10 protein-coding genes are annotated in these 18,524 nt (G+C 34.9%); 5 read left to right on the top strand and 5 right to left on the bottom strand.

From position 1 onward, the window contains the following. The first annotated feature begins 4 nt into the window (after positions 1–4). Entirely contained in the window at positions 5–1,507 is a 1,503-nt protein-coding gene (locus ACJJV4_RS05035) for an aminotransferase class V-fold PLP-dependent enzyme (RefSeq protein WP_405292377.1), read from the top strand. A gap of 83 nt (positions 1,508–1,590) precedes the next feature. Here the strand turns inward: ACJJV4_RS05035 and ACJJV4_RS05030 are convergent, their stop codons facing one another. The 5 genes from ACJJV4_RS05030 to ACJJV4_RS05010 all read right to left on the bottom strand — a co-directional run bounded on the left by ACJJV4_RS05030 (position 1,591) and on the right by ACJJV4_RS05010 (position 8,998). Beyond that, complete coding sequence (locus ACJJV4_RS05030) at positions 1,591–3,114, bottom strand: hypothetical protein (RefSeq protein WP_405292376.1); 1,524 nt, start codon at positions 3,112–3,114, stop codon at positions 1,591–1,593. Between the two features lie 7 nt (positions 3,115–3,121). Further along, positions 3,122–4,960, bottom strand: a complete 1,839-nt coding sequence (locus ACJJV4_RS05025; RefSeq protein ID WP_405292375.1) for an alpha-L-rhamnosidase C-terminal domain-containing protein — start codon at positions 4,958–4,960, stop codon at positions 3,122–3,124. Further along, on the bottom strand, positions 4,953–6,155 hold the full coding sequence (locus ACJJV4_RS05020) for a Gfo/Idh/MocA family protein (RefSeq protein ID WP_405292374.1): 1,203 nt from the start codon (positions 6,153–6,155) through the stop codon (positions 4,953–4,955). Before ACJJV4_RS05020 ends, ACJJV4_RS05025 begins: the two co-directional genes overlap by 8 nt. Before the next feature lie 90 nt (positions 6,156–6,245). After that, a complete protein-coding gene (locus ACJJV4_RS05015) occupies positions 6,246–7,595 on the bottom strand; it encodes a Gfo/Idh/MocA family protein (RefSeq protein WP_405292373.1) in 1,350 nt (449 codons plus the stop codon). A 26-nt stretch (positions 7,596–7,621) separates the two neighbouring features. Then, positions 7,622–8,998 carry a DUF1080 domain-containing protein gene (locus ACJJV4_RS05010; protein ID WP_405292372.1) on the bottom strand — a complete coding sequence of 459 codons (1,377 nt, stop codon included), beginning with the start codon at positions 8,996–8,998 and terminating at the stop codon, positions 7,622–7,624. Positions 8,999–9,245: 247 nt separating this feature from the next. Between ACJJV4_RS05010 and ACJJV4_RS05005 the strand changes: the two genes are divergently transcribed. The 4 genes from ACJJV4_RS05005 (at position 9,246) to ACJJV4_RS04990 (ending at position 18,520) form a co-directional block, all read left to right on the top strand. Next, entirely contained in the window at positions 9,246–12,311 is a 3,066-nt protein-coding gene (locus ACJJV4_RS05005; RefSeq protein ID WP_405292371.1) for a SusC/RagA family TonB-linked outer membrane protein, read from the top strand. Between the two features lie 18 nt (positions 12,312–12,329). Next, entirely contained in the window at positions 12,330–13,973 is a 1,644-nt protein-coding gene (locus ACJJV4_RS05000; protein ID WP_405292370.1) for a RagB/SusD family nutrient uptake outer membrane protein, read from the top strand. A 176-nt stretch (positions 13,974–14,149) separates the two neighbouring features. Further along, positions 14,150–16,183, top strand: a complete 2,034-nt coding sequence (locus ACJJV4_RS04995) for a glycosyl hydrolase 115 family protein (RefSeq protein ID WP_405292369.1) — start codon at positions 14,150–14,152, stop codon at positions 16,181–16,183. 12 nt (positions 16,184–16,195) lie between these two features. Continuing rightward, positions 16,196–18,520 carry a GH92 family glycosyl hydrolase gene (locus tag ACJJV4_RS04990; RefSeq protein WP_405292368.1) on the top strand — a complete coding sequence of 775 codons (2,325 nt, stop codon included), beginning with the start codon at positions 16,196–16,198 and terminating at the stop codon, positions 18,518–18,520. Positions 18,521–18,524 lie beyond the last annotated feature (4 nt).

Genomic DNA, 18,524 nt, shown 5'->3' with positions numbered 1-18,524 from the left:
AACAATGGATATCTTAAAAACTGTTATTAAAGCTAAGGATAAACACGGAAGTTTAGAGGACTATTTTGAACCATTTAGAAAAAATGTAGTTGGTGTAGATTTGTATTTTGAATCGCCTTATGGAAAGAAAAAGATAATTTATGCCGATTGGACAGCAAGCGGACGATTATACCGACCTATTGAAGATAAATTACTAAATGATATAGGCCCTTTTGTTGCCAACACACATACCGAAACCTCTATAACGGGTAGTGTTATGACGCATGCGTATCATGATGCAAGAGCGATTATAAAAAAACATGTAAATGCCTCTAAAGACGATGTATTAATTACCGTTGGAACTGGGATGACGGGTGCTATTAATAAATTTCAGCGTATTTTAGGTATTAAATTAAATGAAAATTTAAAAGATAGTACAGAGGTTCCCGAGGAAAAACGACCAATAATTTTTGTGTCGCACATGGAGCATCATTCCAATCAAACATCATGGTTAGAAACCATTGCTCGGGTAAAAGTAATACCGTCTAACGCTAATGGTTTACCTTGCTTAGAAGGCTTAAAGAAGTTGCTGGTAGAATATAGCCATGTTCCTGTGAAAATAGCAGCTATTACAGGCTGTTCTAATGTTACAGGTATAAGAACGCCATATTATGATGTTGCTAAAATAATGCATCAAAATAATGGGTTGTGTTTTGTAGATTTTGCTTGTTCCGCACCTTATGTGGATATTGATATGCACCCTGTAGATGAAGAACAATATCTCGACGCTATTACATTCTCTCCTCATAAATTTTTAGGAGGTCCAGGAACTTCTGGTGTATTAGTTTTTAATAAAAAACTTTATAAAAATTTAGTGCCAGATAATCCCGGTGGAGGCACAGTAAGTTATACTAATCCTTGGGGAGATCATGATTATATTGACGATATTGAAACTCGCGAAGATGGTGGAACTCCAGGGTTTTTACAAACTATAAAAATTGCTTTTTCCATTCAGTTGAAAGAAAAAATGGGCGTTCAAAATATATTAGATCGTGAGCATGAACTCAATGCTATTATTTTTGAAAGACTCGCCACAATAGATAATCTAAAAATTTTGGCGCCAGATCATACCGATAGGTTAGGGGTTTTTTCTTTTTATATTGAAAAAGCACATTACAATTTAATTGTGAAGCTTTTAAACGATCGGTTTGGTGTGCAAACTAGAGGCGGTTGTTCTTGTGCGGGAACTTATGGACATTACTTATTAAATGTTGACGAAAACACATCAAAATCTATAGAAGTTAAAATATTAGAAGGTTGTTTAATGGAGCGGCCAGGTTGGATTAGAATGTCTATTCATCCAACATTAACAAATGCTGAGGTTGCTTTTATTTGTGATGCTATTGTTCAAGTTGCAGAAAATCACGAGAATTGGAGTAAAGATTATGAGTATAATGCTATTAAAAATGAATTTATTCATAAGGATAATCCGAATATCGAAAAGACGATTATCGAAAATTGGTTTTGAAAATAAAATCGATTTTGTCTTTAAATAAAAAAAAGCACTATTATCTATTAATAGTGCTTTTTTTGTTCAAGTTTAGTTGAAATTTAAAAATCTGTTCTAAAAGGATACGCTGGTAAATCGGCGCTATTAACTAAATTAACATCTGGTTTTCCTGCGAAAGCATATCTTATAAATTCAGGATTATCAATGTCTTTATTTTGCAGAGTAACGGTTTCGCCTTCTATTTTAGCTTCAGCTTCTTTCCAATTTAACGATTTGTCTGCAATCCAAAAACCTTCAGGTGCTTTTCTGTTGTTGGTTTTTAAACCTTTACTGTTTTTGAAATAAACTATTAAGCTATTATTTTCTATTTCAATTTTATCCAAAACAGGACCTTCTGCAACTATATTTTGATTTAAGGTATGTTTAGCTGCGGAAAGTGCTAAACGTTGGCCAATAGGGAATTTATCGGTTGGATGAATATTGGTTTCACTTCCTAAATCTATGGTGTTTATAACGCTCGTATTTGGTAATTCTAAAACTTTTAATTGAGATTCGCGCATCCATGCCCAAGATTCTGCAGTAGGACTTTTAGAATCAATATTTGAATTAGCATGTGTCCCTTTTCCATAACCTGGCAGCATTACTACAGCGAAGTGCATATTATCATTTTGCCATGTTTCTCTGTAATTCTGAATCCAAAGTTTTAAAATATCGCCATACTCTTTCATACCGGCAACCCTATGAAACCAGTTGGCTTCAGTCACTTCTGGTACACCCGAAATATAACGTGTGTTACGCTCACCTTGATACCAAACGAGTCCACGGCATGCGTAAGGCGCTAGAGGTTTCATCATGGCATTATATACCACGTTAGGTTGGCGTCTCATAAAAATATCTTCTTTTAAGCTCCATCTTTTTGCTGAGTTTATAGCTTCTAAAAGTCGGTTTTGAGTTACTGTATCTTTATCAAAATCGTCCATTATGTTTTTAAAATATGGTAACTCTGCAGTCATGCTTCTTGGCATCCAAGCTTCTAGAGAAGAACTTCCCCAAGACGATAAAATTATTCCAACAGGCACATCACCAATACTTTCTAAAAAGTAAGCAAAACCAAAAGCAACAGCGCTACTTGGGTTTGTTTCTTCCCAATGGCCGTTAACGTCGTCTTGTTCTTTTAGTGATACTATGTTTTTTACTTGAAAGGTTCTAATGTTTTTCTTAAACGGAATAAGTGATTTTATTTCAGGAACATTATTCACATTAAACTGCATGTTAGATTGTCCAGAGCAAATCCATACTTCTCCAACTAAAATATTAGATATAGTAACTTTAGAATCACCGGATATTACTAAGTTTCTGGCGATTTTAGACGCTTTTAACGGATCTAATTTTAGCACCCATTTTCCGTTGTTATCAGCTTTTGTTTTCTGTTTTTGGTTTGCAAAAGTAACCGTGATTTTAGAGTTAGGTTTTGCTGTTCCCCAAACAGGAACTGATATGTCGCGTTGTAAAACCATACCATCTGAAAATAAGCTCGCAGGTTTTAATTCTTGTGAAAAGCTTGTAGAGAATTGAAAAAAGGCTAATAATAAAAAAGGAATAAATAGATGTTTCTTTATTTTCATAAGATACTTAGTAAGTTATTTTTATACGATGCGTTCCGCTTTCAAGTGTTAAAAAAGAGGTTTTTATTTTTACTTTTTTGTTATCTAAGGAAACCTTTTTTATGCTTTTAGGAAGTGTGAATTCGGCCGTCATGTTCTCCGGAATCGTTACGGAGTAAACATCGCTTTTGTCTGATATTTTTTTGTAATTGGCTAAAATGAAACCATGTTTGGTTGGCACTTTAATAGACGTAAAGGTTAGACCAGCTAATTGCGGATTAATTTCAGCCACTTTAAAACCTGCTGTTTTAGGTTTTATGCCCCACATGTATCTGGTAATAGCATTAAGTGGTGCGGTTCCCCAAGCGTGATTCCAGTCGGAGTTTGGTTTGTATTTTACATCCCAAGCTTCCAAAGTCATTGTAGAACCTATTTTTATCATGTTCCACCAATTTCGATCGCCGGTAGTACTTGATATTAGGCTCGACGCGTATTCGGCTTCGTTATTTTTATACAAACCTTCTAATAAATATTGCGCGCCATAAACACTACAAGCCATGCCTCGTGATTTTACAAATTTAGTAACTGATGAAACATGTTCTTCTGGAACTAAATCGAAAGCTAAGGGTAACATGTTGGCGTGTAAAGCTGAGTGTGTAGAGCCTTCACCATCGATATAATAACCTTTTTCGGCATCGAATAATTTGCTATTTATTGTTTCTTTTACAAGTTTGGCTTTCTTCTTATAAAATTCGGCATCATCAGTTTTATTAAGTACGGTTGCAATTTCAGTCATTAACTTTAAATTGTAATAGTAAAACGCATTAACTGCCGTATTTATATCTACAATTTCGTAGCCATCGCGTTCGCCTTCTGGTGTTGCAAGTTTCCATCCCGTATCTTTTTGTGCAGGTGGCCAATCGATAATATCTTTAAGTTTATCGTTTGCTTTTTTGAAACCTAATTTCGACATTAAATCTTTGGTTAGGTTGGGCGATTTAGAGCTTATTAAACCATCGGCACGTTCTAAATCCATTAAAGTTTTAAGCTTTAAGTTCTCGTAGTTTTGTTTAAGCGGCTCAATATCTCCGGTGTACATATAATCGGCATGAAACATAAGTACCGTATGCAGTAACCATTCTGTTGGCCAAGTTGGATTGTCTATAAAGTAAGCATTTGTGCGGCGCGCCATCGAATACTCGTTATCCACACTATAATGACTTAGTTGATTAATATAAGCATCGGCCTCGTAAGGAATACGTTCGCGATCACCATCAACATAGTATCCTGTAAAACTCGTGGCTTTTATGGTGTGTTTACATAGTTCCCAAATAGAATCCATTATGGGGCTAGAGGAAGAAAAAGAACTGGCGTTATCATTAAATTTAAAGTGAAGTGCTTTTTGTTTAATTACAATCGATTCTATAGGGATTTTTAGATTTTCAATTTCACAATAACGGAAAGGAATAATAACTCCAATACTATCGGGTAACATAATAGCTGCGCCCGTTGTATTTCTTTTATACGGTTGCATTTTTGGTGTAGCCGATTGATTTGCGACTAATGAATTTAGCTTCGAGGTTCTGTAACGAATAGTTGCACCAGGATTTCTATCAATATGAAATTCATCATCTAACTTTTCACCTAAATGAAAAATTAAAGAATCGTTTTGGCTTGTTTTTGATGTGATTTCGATATTGCCAAAAAAGGACTTTCCAAAGTCTATGAAATAGTGCGAATCACTGATTTTAATAATCCGCTGTGGTTGAATTAAAGATGTTTGTAAATCGAGATTTTTAGTTGAGTTTTGAGCATCTAAGCCTGAAAATGTAATTAAAGTGAAAAGAAGTAAAATGTATTTATTCATAAAATTTGAAACCTTTAAAGTTTTCTTGTTTAACAATGGAATTGGTGTACATGGCTTCTAAGCCCATTTGAACGCAAATGGCCGTATTGGCACCCGTTTTAATATCTGAAATTGGTTTGCTATTATTTACAACACTATTTTTAAAATCGATTAAGGCTTGCAAGCTAGGTTCTTTATGGTCTACGGTAATTGGAATGCCTTGTCCTTTTTTCCAATTTACAGTAGCTCCGGATACACCGTCCACGATACCTAATTCTTTTTCTTTAGTGCCCTCAGGAAAAAACCAAGCTTTGGTGTAACTCAAAATAATGGTGCCTTTGTCGCCTATTACTTTTATTTGGTACCCATCTTTTGCATTACTCGTTAGGCAGGTAAATTTGGCTTTTACGCCACTTGGGTAGTTGTATATTAAATGAATATTGTCGTAAGTTTCTCTCCCATCTTTATAATAGTCTACACCACCAGTACCCATAACTTGGTTTGGCGTTTCTCCTAAAACCCAATTGGCAAAATCTATTTGATGCGAGCAAAGTTCGGCTACTAGTCCACCGGAAAACTCACGATACATGCGCCAGTTAATTTGTTTTTCTAATTCTGGACTAGGTAAAGGTCGTCTCCAGTTTCCGTGTCGGTTCCATTGGCATTCAAAAGCAGAAATCTTTCCTATTTTACCTGCTTTTATTAAATCTACAACATGGGTGTAAAGTCTAGAGCTGTGGTATTGATGTCCCGTTTGAAATATACTATTGGATTGATCGACTTTGGTGACTAAGTCTTGAATACCTTCAAACCCTTTCGCCATGGTTTTTTCGCAATACACATGCTTGCCTGTATCTAGCGCGTCTATGGCAATTTTAGAGTGCGTACTAAAAGGTGTGGATACCAAAATAGCATCAATATCTTTATTCTCTAATAATTTGCGGTAATCGGCATAGCCTTTGGCGGTGCCATTTGCAGCTTTTAAGCCGTTTTCTAATCTAAACGGTAAAATGTCACAGCACCCGAGAATATTAAAGTTTTTGATAGAATTAATATTAGCAGAAAGGCCAGTGCCTCGGTCTCCGGTACCAATAATTCCTATATTCAAAGTATCATTTGCATATTTAAAATTAAATACATTAGTCATGGCAGCAGCGGAAGTTGTTACAGCTGCCGAAGCCATGGCTCCTTTGATTATAAAATCTCTTCTTTTCATTTTTAGATTTTTTAAAAATCTTGTTATCACAAGAGGTGTAATTTAAAAATAAACCTCGAGGCAAAAGACCCGAGGTTTATTTTTTTTAAATTATACAGGTTTAATTTCCCAACCTGGCTCGTAAGTTCTAGACCACAGTTTCATAGCCTCTCTATTGAAAATGCGTCCGGTAGTTTCATCTACTTCGAAAGCATCATCAATTCTGTGTGCAATATTTGCATAGTGCGTTAACATCTGGCTGATAGCGCCTTGCTCTATTGGAGAGGTTAGAGGAGCTTTACCTCTTATGGCATCAAAAAAGTTAATAGTATGTGCTTTAGAAAGTTGACCGCCACCACCAAGTGCATTTCCATCTTCGAAGCCTAGTTTAACATTGTTTTTTTGTTCTTTTCCTTTAATATCATAAAGTTTATAACCATTACGGTCAATGAAAGCAGAGCCGTTAGAGCCATAAATTAATGTGCCACGACCAGCGCCATATTTATTATAACCATTTCTGCTGCGGCCATCCCATTGAATAGAACGATTACCTGCAAAACGAAATGTAGCTTCCATAGTATCGTACATTTCCCAACCATCATCTTTATATTGGAATTTGCCAGATTTTACTTCTACATGTTCTGGGTATTTTACATCTAATGCCCAACGTGCAATATCTAGTTCGTGTGTGGCATTATTTCCCATTTCTGCAGTTCCATAATCCCAACCGTACCAGTGCCAGTTGTAGTTCCAAGTATCATCTGTGTATTCTCTTCTTGGTGCTGGTCCTTGAAATAATTCCCAATCTAAACCTTCTGGTGGAGCCATTTTTTTCTGATGTGGTACTGGGCCACGCTTACTCGTATAAAAAGCAATAGCGTTATAGACATCACCAATAACACCTTCATGAATAGCTTTTATAATTTCTTGAGATTGTAACGAGGAGCGTTGTTGATTCCCCATTTGTACAATTTTATTATATTTTTGTTGATAGGCAACGAGTAATTCACCTTCTTTAGGGTTATGGCTACAAGGTTTTTCTAGATAAACATCTTTACCAGCTTGCATGGCCATACAAGCACCAGGAGCATGCCAGTGATCTGGAGTTGCCATAAAAATAGCATCTACATCTTTATCGTTTAGGATTTTACGAATGTCGTTTTCTAATTTAGGTGTTTTACCAATTTTTTTAGATACTTCAATAGCAGCTTTATCACGTTGACTTTTCATGACATCGCATAAATAGCTCAATTCAATATTATTGCTTTTATCCGCGATGGCAGGCATATAAGAGCCATATCGACGTCCTAAACCTTGTATAGCTACATTAATACGGTCGTTAGATCCAATTATTTTAGAATAACTTTTTGCCGACATGGCATTTAAGCTGTTTGAAGCTAGTGTTACTCCAACGGCTCCTAAAGCTGTTTTTTTTAAAAAATCTCTTCTGTTAGAACTCATAATATTATAGTTGTGGTGGTTATAGTTTAGTTGATTGGACGAATTTTTACATTTTTAAAGGATACTAAATCGCCATGATCTTGAAGTAATATTTCACCTTTGTCTAACTCGCCAAAATTAGGCCATTTGGCATATTTACTTTCCGATACTAACTTTTTGTAGTCATCGCTTTTTCTTTCATATTCTAACACTTTTGTTCCATTTAGCCAATGTTCTACATGGTTGTTTTTAGAAATAATATATGCTGTATTCCATTCGCCAATTGGGTGGATAGGTTTGTTTGTATCTGCTTGAATTAAATCGTATAAAGAGCTTACGGTTCTACTACCATCATGATTTCCTAGTTTAGCATCAGGATGTAAGGCATCGTCTAAAATTTGATATTCTAAACCAATTGAAGATCCTGCGCCTTTGTTCATATTAGTATCTACATAATACTTAATACCGCTGTTTGCGCCTGGTGTTAGTTTAAAATCGACTGTTAATTCAAAGTCACCAAATTGTTCGGTAGTTACAATGTCGCCACCAGCATTAGATTCGGCTCCGCCAGAAGATAAAACACTTAGAACTCCATCTTCAATTTTCCATCCATTTTCAGGGAATTCTTCAAGTTTAGCACCGCGCCATCCGTTGGTAGTTTCACCATCCCAAAGTAACTTCCATCCTTTTTTCTTTTCGTCTATAGATAATTTGTTTTTAGTGATAATAGGTTCAAGAGGTGATTTTTTTGAATATTTTCCAAGATTTTCGGTCAGTATGTTGATGTTTTTCCAAACAATTTCTGTGCCTTCTTTTTTATCACCATGTATGCTATGGACTTGTAAACAAATAAATCCGGTAGCCGTTTTATCATCTATTAAATAAGCTGCGGGAACATCGTTTATCCAAGTTTTTAGTGTGTCACCAATAGCTTCAATGCGGTAGTGATTCCATTCGTTTTGTTTAAATGCGTTTTGAGCATCAGGATTGTTTTCCATAGTGTTTAGCCAACCACGTCTAGACTCGTCGTAAATACCAGCACTCCAAGCTCTTTTAGATGGGTCGATTTCAACTTGATAGCCATGAACACGTCCGTCTCTATAAGTAGGTATGCTATTACTTCTAATTTGAATACCCGAGTTCATTGTAGAGTCTACTTTATAATCAAGTTCGAGTATAAAATCACCATACATTTTATCTGAAGTTAAAAATGAATTTGGTGTTTTATGTACCGTAGTCCCTACAATGGATTGATCGCGAACAGAATATGTCGCTTTTCCTCCTAATTGATGCCATCCATTTAGGGTTTCTCCATCAAATAAAGGCTGCCAAGGTGCGGTGTCTTTTGGCGTTTCTTTACAACTAAATAATACAGATACTATAGCAACAAGAAATACTCTGCTATAAAAAAAGTTTTTTTTCATTTTAATTAGGCTTAGTTATTATTTTACTAAGATACTTTTTTCTGTGGAATTTGTAATGGACAGTTTTTTCAAACTAATGGACATATCCATCAAGTCAACACATGCTTGAATACCTGTGTCTATTGGTTTGTTTGCAAAATGAAACATTTTTTATTTGATGATTGTATCCATAATTTGGATCAATAAATCCATCTATTAACAAATGTTTAACTATAAATTAGCGGTATAACTAATACTAAATAATAATATGGAAAAACTAAAACTCTTATTAGTAACCTTATTGATAGGTTATGCGAGTGCCTCTTGGTCGCAATCAAAAGTGTCTGGCGTAGTAACCGATGGTCAAAACGTGCCTATTCCGGGAGTGAACGTCATTATAAAAGGAACATCGAATGGAGCCGCCACAGATTTTGATGGGAATTACCAACTTAATACAAAAAAGGGAGATGTAATTACTTTTTCGTTTGTTGGGTTTGTAACAAAGGACATTACTTATAATGGTCAAGCGTCTTTAAATGTGAAGCTAGAAGAAGATGCAGCACAACTGGATGAAGTAGTTGTTATTGGATATGGTTCTGTGAAGCGTACCGATTTAACGGGAGCTGTTGAGTCTTTAGATACTAAGGCGCTTACAGAACAAAAGAAAACAGATATTGGCCAGGCCATGCAGGGTAGAATTGCTGGTGTAGATGTTAGAACTTTAAGTAACAAACCGGGTGCTCCATTATCTATAGATATTAGAGGAAATACGGTAATTAAAAATACCGATGGAGGTCGTGATGGTATTAGTGATAGTGCTGCAGACGATTTATCTAAACCTTTATATGTAGTAGATGGTATCTTTTTCGATGATATTAATATTTTAAATCCTGCCGATATTCAACAAATGGATGTTTTAAAGGATGCTTCTGCAACAGCAATATATGGTGCAAGAGGTGCTAATGGTGTTGTGATTATTACAACTAAAAATGGTATTGAAGGAAAAACAGTATTTACTTACGAGGCTACATTAGGTGTACGTTCTGCAACTAATGTGCCTGATATGTATAATGGTGATGAGTATGTAGATTTTGTTGATAAAGCATTAAGAAGTACTGCTTGGAAAGGTCTTTTTCAAAACGGAAATGTACCAACAGTCGAAGATTATAATAATGTTGCTGTAGATTTAAGCAGAGAATTAAGAACTACCAATGAAGAAGCAAGTAACGCTGCAAATGGTAGATATACAGATTGGGCTGGAGATTACCGCCATGCAGGAATACAAACAAGTCATAATTTAGGTATGTCTGGTGGTGAAAATGGTTTAACTTATAGTGGTTCTATAGGATATTTAAGCGATGAAGGTGTTGTAGGTATAGAAGGTTATGATCGTTACAATTTAAGCGCATCTTTAACTAAAAAAGTATCTGATCAGTTTACAGCAGGAGTTAAAGCATATTTAGCTTTATCTGAAAGAGAAGAAGGAAGTAGAGAATTATTTAGAAGTACATTACGTTTAGCGCCAACCGTTAATTCTATCGACCCTGATGGAAATGTAATTTTGTTTCCAGACGATCAAGATGGACGTTTTACAAACCCATATTACGATGCACAAGGTGCTTGGAAAACGAATACAAAGTCTTTAGATGTAATTGCTAATGTATTTTTAAATTATGCACCAACAGAATGGTTAAGCTTCAAAACACAATTTGCTCCAAATATTAAGAATACTAGATTCGGTGAGTACAGAGGTTTGTATACAAAAGCTGCAAGAAATGAACCAGCCAGAATACAATCTCATTACGATTCTTCATTTAAAACATCTTATACATGGGATAATATTATAAATTTTGATTTCGATATAACAGAAACTCAAAACTTAAAAGCAACATTAATTTCCTCTGTATACTACAATCAATTAGAGTGGAGTAATATTGAAACAAGAGATTTTGATACCGATTCTTACTCATTTTATAATACATCAGCAGGATTAGATGTTAGAGATTATGATACTAATTATAGAAAGGAAACTTTATCATCATTTGCAGGCCGTTTAAATTATAGCATCGCCGACAAGTATTTATTTACATTCACAGGTCGTTATGATGGGTCTTCAAAATTAGCGGTTAATAATAAATGGGCATTTTTCCCATCGGCAGCATTTGCATGGAAAGCCAGTGATGAAGATTTTTTACAAGACGTAGATTGGTTAAGTAATTTAAAAATGCGTTTAAGTTATGGTGAATCTGGTAATGATAGTCCAGTGAGTTCATATAGCTCGTTAGCCTTTCTATCTGGTTCAGATTATGTGTTTGGAGATACGCATACCAATGGTGTTGGTGTAGCAGGTTTACCTAATTATGAATTAACTTGGGAACGCTCTAAAGAGGTTAATATAGGTTTAAACTTAGGCGTTTTACAAAACAGAATAACTTTAGGTTTAGAATTATATAGAAAGAAAACCATAGATGCTATCTTGGATAAAACATTATCGAACATAACAGGCTATTCTACGGCAACGGGTAATTATGGTTCTGTAGAAAATAAAGGTATCGAGATTACTTTAAGCACTGTAAATGTTAAAACAGAAGATTTTAAATGGTCTACAAGTATCAATTTTGCAAAAAATAAAAATCAGATTCTTGAACTAGATGGTGATTTAGATAAAGAAACTTACGGAACTCATGGCGTGCTTGAGGTTGGACAACCTGTAGATGCTATTTATAATTATCAAGTAGATGGTATTTGGCAATTGGACGAAGCAGCAGCCGCAGCAGTCTATGGTGCTTTTCCTGGTCAGTATAAATATAGAGACGTTGATAATAGCGGAACTATTGGTGCCGAGGATAAAATGGTTCTGGGTCAAGTATCTCCCGATTGGATTGGTGGTATGACGAACACCTTTACTTATAAAAACTTAGACTTATCTGTACAAGTTTATACAAGACAAGGATCTTTCGGTCACTCAGAGTTTTACTCTCACTTTGCACCATATAATGGTGATGATGCTACATTTAATAAAATAAAATTGGATTATTGGACACCTAATAATACGGATGCTAAGTATCCTGCGCCAGAATATGGTCACCCAGGTGAGTGGTATTACGAAGATTTAAGTTTTGTTAAAATCGGTAATATCGGTTTAGGATATCAGTTTAATGATGCTATTTTAGAAAAATTAAGAATGTCTAGTTTAAGATTAACTTTAGATATACAAAATCCATTTGTATTTACAGATTATAAAGGTCCAGATCCTGAAACAGGATTACAGAACTCTTATAATTCAGGTTATTTAACAAAAACGATATTATTCGGACTTAAGTTATCTTACTAATTTAAAATTTTATTAAAGATGAAAACAATAAACAATATAAAATACTTTGCACTTATTTTAAGTGGGGCGCTTTTGCTTAGTGGTTGTAACGACTATATAGAAGAAGATATATACACACAAATAACAAGTGAGAACTTTATTGATGAGAATACTGCAGATCAACTTATAGTAGGGGTTTATACGTCTACAAGATCGGTGTATCAAAATTACGGTTATAAATTTGAGGGAACTGATATTTTTACAACTCAAGGAGAAATATTCTCTACCTCAAGCACTAACGATTATGTGGGACTGAATGCACCGCAAACCAATGGGGTTTGGAGTGCAAACTACGATGTGATTTCTAAAGCTAATACGGCTATTAATAGATATGAAACCCAAGTAAATTGGAGTGATGCTAAGTTAGGTGAAAAAGCTTACGGTATAGCGCAAGCAAGAGCATTAAGAGCGTTAGCCTTTTTTAACTTGGCACAGCAGTACGGCGGAGTTGTTTTAGATTTGGATGAGCCTCAAAGTATTCGTAACAATTATACAAGATCAACAGAGCAAGAAACTTATGCTCTAATTATAGACGAGTTAGAAGCTGCAATTCCAGATTTACTAGATAGCCCAGATACCGGACGCTTTTCTAAAAGAGCAGCACAACACGTGCTATCCGAAGTATATTTAACGCGTGCATATTCAGATTTTGGTGAAAGTACAGATTTTCAAACAGCTGCTAATTTAGCAGTTACAGCTATAGGTTCTTACGATATTAGAAGTCAATCATTTGAAGAGGTTTTTGCTTATGATAATCAAGTAAATGATGAAATTCTTTTTGCAGGACAATGGAGTGATACAGGGATTTCAGAAGACAGTAATAATAACAAACATTCTCTTTTTATGTATCAAGTGTTCGATTTACCAGGAGTAAGTCGTGCTAACCCATATGGTACAAAAGGAAACAGTTTAATGCCAACACCATATTTCTATTCATTATTTGATGATAATGATAGTAGAGAAAATGTAACCATACATAGAACTATTATGGCTGATGAAGTTAGTGGTCTTGGAGATGAGGTTATTAATCCTGGTGATACGTTGGTTTATTTTCCAAAAAACACTTTAGATATTGACGAACTTAAAGATCGCTTAGATCGCTATTGGGTATATCAACCAGATCAATATTTATTTGGTGTTCCTGCAGATATCGACGATGTAAATTATAAATATTCTTTAAATCCTTCATTTATTAACTTTCCTATTATGAAAAAGTTTGATGATGAAATTTTTGCTGCAGAAACTAGTGGAGCTAGAGATACCTTTATTTTTAGAATTGCAGAAACGCATCTTATAGCTGCCGAAGCCTTTTTGGGTGACGGAAACACAACTCAAGCTTTATTTCATTTAAATAGAGTAAGAGAGCGTGCTACAGGTGTTGCAGATCATTACACAACAGTAGATTTAGATAACATTTTAGTAGAACGCGCTTTAGAATTAATTGGAGAGTCTAATAGATGGGCCGTATTAAAGCGTATGGGAAAATTGGAAGAGAAACTTGCTAATAATCCGCATTATGCAGATCACGGTGCTTTCGATGCTTCTAAGCATTTGTTGAGACCAATTCCAATTAAGGAAATTGAGATTTCTCCGAACACTATGACTCAAAACCCTAATTATTAATTAATAGCAAGTTAAAGAATTTAGTTGTTTTAAGTTAGTTTTTATAGGCAGGCGAGAACATGTCTGCCTATATTTTATTAACCAAAAGTTAACCTAGTTTTAGCTTTGCAGGATAATAAGGTTGCAAGTCTTTATTTTAAATTAGTTGCCTAATTAAGTTGAACACCATTTTAAATATGAAAAAAAAATACATTTTAAGTATTCTATTAATTGTTGTTTTATGCTTGTCATGTACAAAAACAGTCGATGAATCTTTCTATTTGGTGGTTGGCGATAACTTATCAAAAGTAGAATTAAACATTATAGATGATTTAAAAACAGATTTACAAAAAGTAATTAATTCCAAAGTTAATATCGTTTCAGAAAAAGAAGCTTTTCCAGAACATGGTACAGTTTTTATTTTAGGAACACCAACTTCAAATGCGTTAATCCAAGAATTAGCCATTCAAAAAAATATTAATTTGTCCATTGAAATACCTGGAAGTCGTGGTGGAATTTGGGCAAAAGTAAATCACAAAAATCATAAAAACACGATTGTAATTGGAGGCTCAGACGTTCAAGGATTTCAGTATGCGATTTACGATTATTCAAAAGATGTTTTAGGAATTGATCCTTTAGAATATTGGACAGGTAAAACGGCCCGTAAAATATCTCACGAAGCCGTCTTTAACTTCACAGCAAAAACTATAGCACCACCAAAAGTTCCCGTTTTGGCCTATTTTGAAAACGATGTGGACGAGCTAGCAAATTACCGAGGTAAATTACTAGAGTACGATTGGGAAACTTATACTGAATTAATAGATGCTTTAGTACGTATGCGCTACAACGCCATACAGTTGTTCGATATGTTAGGGAGACCAGAATTCTATGTTCGTCCAGAGTACAAAAAACTAAAACCAGACTACCAAGTAGACATTAATTTTATAGATAAAATGATCGATTATGCTCAATTAAAAGGCATGAAAGTGGCTATAGATTTTGAGTTAGGGTACCAAATACACCCTATGTCGGCCGATAAAGCCGATTGCTGGAAAACTTATAAAGAAGATTGGTTAAGCGCTTGGAGATACTATTTAGAAGATACACCATTGGCTAAAACCGATATTTTTATTCTGCGTCCGCGTCATCAAGTTTGGGACTGGAAATACGAAAGCTCATGCGGCGAGAATAAAATAGATGTGTTTAATGAAGTATATGTAGAATTCGGAAAATTAATAGACGAATATAAGCCTAATGCTTCAAAAGTTTTGGTGTGTTATTCCGATGGGATGGAAATGTGGAACGAAGGTTTTAGACCACCAACAGACTGGACAGTACTTTGGTCCGATCATGGTTTTGGCGATTTTGAACATCTACCAAATACTACCGGTAATTATGAGTTTGGAACCTATATGCATGCGGGATATTGGTTAAACCATACCGTTCACAATCCTTATCCAAACAAGGTGGAAACGATAATGAAAGACATGTTTGAAACCTATAAGGCCGATAAATTTTGTTTAGTAAATGGACAAAATTTTAGACCATTTTTATTAAATCTAGAAGCGTATAGTGCCGTTTGTAATAATCTAGAAACTTTTAACGGCGATGAGTTTTATAAGGATTGGACATCTCGATATTTTTCAGATGAAGTATCAAAGCATGCTATCGCTTCCATGAAATATTTACATGAAGCGCAAGAAGGACGTAAAGGTTATGTAGAGCACTTATGGGAAATTCGTGAGGCTGTTTCATATTTATCAAACGCACCCATTAGAAGGCCAGGAAAAACTCCAATTCCTTTTGATTATAAACGTGTTATTGGAGATTATAAAACTACGGCACATGTTGCTACAAATGTTCAAAAAGCCTTAATGGAAGCAGAGCGAGGTTATCAAATAGAACCTACAGATTTCTATCACGCTTACATTTTGTTACCTACGCAATTATATAGTGATTTAATAGCTTTTGAAAGAACGCTTCATAACATGGCAAAACTTAAAAAACAGTTCGAAGCCTCTAAAAATACTACCTTTTTAAACGAAGCTAAAGCATTGATTCCTTCGGCTAAAGAACAATTAGAAGCTATTTACAAACGTAGAGCATCTGGCGATTTGGATGGTAAATGGAAAGATTGGTACGCTATAAAAAACAGAAGACAAAATAATGGTTTTCCTACTAACGATATGTTATCGGCTATTGAAGAAAACTTAAATAAAATTACGCCTTAAAAACCTATAATAATGAAGTTATATCCCCTCATAAAGAACAGATTTTACATTTTAAGTGTTGTATGTGTTGCCATGTTTTCTTGTAAACATGAGGTAAATCAGGATTTAAAAACAAATACGGAATCTACTGTAGACTACACCGAAAAAGTATACCCGCTATTAGATACCGAAAATTCTAGGTGGTTTTTCTTTTCGTCTGCAAATCGCCCGTTTGGTATGGTTAATTTAAGTCCCGACACACAAATTGGTGGTGCTTGGGGTAGTGGTTATCGTTTTAAAACAGATACTATTAAAGGGTTTAGCCATATCCATGCATGGCAAATGTCTGGTGTTTCTGTTATGCCCGTTACCATTTCCGAAGAAAATAAAAGCAATATTTTTAAAGATTTTTATTCAAAATTCAATCACGACAAAGAGCAAATAACACCAGGTTTTCATAGTTTAGAATTAGAGCGTTATAACATAAAAACAGAACTTACGAGTACAAAACGTGTTGGTCTTCATCAATATATATATCCAGAAAATAAAAAAGCTTCTATTCTTTTTAATTTAAACACTTTTTTAGGACCGTGTAATAACTCAGAAGGCTTCTTAGAACAGAATAGTGCAAAAGAACTTTCGGGGAAATTGGTTATGGATGCAACTCACAGGCGTCCAAAACCGTTAACTGTTTATTTTAAAGTGAAGTTAAATTCTGAAATTGATACTTTAGAAAAAGATGATGAAACAGGTAATTACTTGGTTAGCCTAAAAGAAACGAATAAAGAAGTGTTGATGAAAGTCGGGGTTTCATACACTTCCGTGGAAAATGCGAATATTAATATCAGTAAAGAATTGCCAAGTTGGGATTTCGATGAGGTTGTAGAAGATTCTAAAGATGAATGGAATGATTTGTTAGGACGAATTGATGTAAAAGGAAACACCAAACAAGCTCAAAGCCGTTTTTATACCGATCTATGGCACGCACTTCAAGGTCGAAGAATTATAAACGATATAAACGGTGCTTACCCTGATAATACGGGAGCGGAATTTAGAATTGGTCAATTGCCTTTAGATAAAAATGGGGAGCCGAAATTTAATCATTTTAATTCCGATTCGTTTTGGGGAGCACAATGGACTATTAATACACTTTGGGGAATGGCGTACCCTGAAATCATGGCCGATTTTGCACATTCATTAATGCAATATTATAAAGATGGAGGTTTAGTGCCACGTGGACCTTCGGGAGGAAATTACACTTACGTGATGACGGGAGCATCATCTACACCGTTTATGGTAAGTGCTATTCAAAAAGGAATAATTACCGAAGATGTAGAAGGCATTTATCAGGCTTTAAAAAAGAACCATATGCTTAATGGTATTATGGGTAAAGCAGGTTACGAGCATGATACCAATCTAGGTGGAGGTTTAAAATATTATATAGAAAACGGTTATGTGCCATACCCAATTCCGGAAGGGAAGTTTGGTGGGCATCAAGATGGTGCCAGTATGACTATGGAATACGCGTATCAAGATTGGACTTTGGCTCAATTGGCTAAGAAATTAAAATATAGAGACGATTATAATTATTTTATAAAACGATCTAATAATTATAAAAATGTGTTTGACACTGAATCAACTTGGATGCGTCCTAAAAACCTAGCAGGTGTATGGAAAGAAAACTTCGATCCTTATCAACCAGAACATGGTTTTATAGAATCTAACGGCGCACAATCTACATGGTTTGTACCTCACGATTTACAAGGTTTGGCAAACTTAATGGGCGGAACAGATAAAGCAGTAGAAAAATTAAACACTCAGTTTAAAACGGCGGAAGAACTTGGGTTTACCGCAGGTAATTCACATGCGCAAGAGTTGCATCCAGAATACAGCCGAATTCCTGTGAATTATGGTAATCAGCCATCAATGCAAACTGCTTTTGTATTTAATAAATTAGGACGAAATGATTTGTCTCAATACTGGTCTCGTGCCGTTATTAATAAAGCTTTTTCGGGCTTGTCTCCAGCTACAGGTTTTAATGGTGATGAAGATCAAGGTCTAATGGGAAGCCTTTCTGTACTTATGAAAATTGGATTATTTCAAATGAATGGAGGGACGGAAACCAACCCTGAATATCAAATAGGAAGCCCTATATTCGACGAGGTTACTATCAAATTAAATCCAGATTATTATTCAAATAAAACATTCAGCATAAAAGCACATAATAATGGTGATGCCAATGTTTATGTTAGTAAAGTGAGTTTAAATAATAAGCCAATTGAAAATTATAGTATTTCTCATCAAGACCTATTAAACGGTGGCGAATTAATATTAGAAATGTCTAACGTTTCTAAATAATAAT

Source organism: Algibacter sp. Ld11, assembly GCF_045066735.1.
Classification (GTDB): Bacteria; Bacteroidota; Bacteroidia; order Flavobacteriales; family Flavobacteriaceae; genus Algibacter.
Note: the sequence above shows the minus strand (reverse complement) of the source record. Positions and strands in the feature narration are given on the sequence as shown.

Bases quoted from the DNA above. Each gene is read 5' to 3' on its own strand.
- ACJJV4_RS05005 (WP_405292371.1), top strand. From the start codon at position 9,246: ATGGAAAAACTAAAACTCTTATTAGTAACCTTATTGATAGGTTATGCG.
- ACJJV4_RS05025 (WP_405292375.1), bottom strand. From the start codon at position 4,960: ATGAATAAATACATTTTACTTCTTTTCACTTTAATTACATTTTCAGGC.
- ACJJV4_RS04995 (WP_405292369.1), top strand. From the start codon at position 14,150: ATGAAAAAAAAATACATTTTAAGTATTCTATTAATTGTTGTTTTATGC.
- ACJJV4_RS05020 (WP_405292374.1), bottom strand. From the start codon at position 6,155: ATGAAAAGAAGAGATTTTATAATCAAAGGAGCCATGGCTTCGGCAGCT.
- ACJJV4_RS05010 (WP_405292372.1), bottom strand. From the start codon at position 8,998: ATGAAAAAAAACTTTTTTTATAGCAGAGTATTTCTTGTTGCTATAGTA.
- ACJJV4_RS05030 (WP_405292376.1), bottom strand. From the start codon at position 3,114: ATGAAAATAAAGAAACATCTATTTATTCCTTTTTTATTATTAGCCTTT.
- ACJJV4_RS05000 (WP_405292370.1), top strand. From the start codon at position 12,330: ATGAAAACAATAAACAATATAAAATACTTTGCACTTATTTTAAGTGGG.
- ACJJV4_RS05035 (WP_405292377.1), top strand. From the start codon at position 5: ATGGATATCTTAAAAACTGTTATTAAAGCTAAGGATAAACACGGAAGT.
- ACJJV4_RS04990 (WP_405292368.1), top strand. From the start codon at position 16,196: ATGAAGTTATATCCCCTCATAAAGAACAGATTTTACATTTTAAGTGTT.
- ACJJV4_RS05015 (WP_405292373.1), bottom strand. From the start codon at position 7,595: ATGAGTTCTAACAGAAGAGATTTTTTAAAAAAAACAGCTTTAGGAGCC.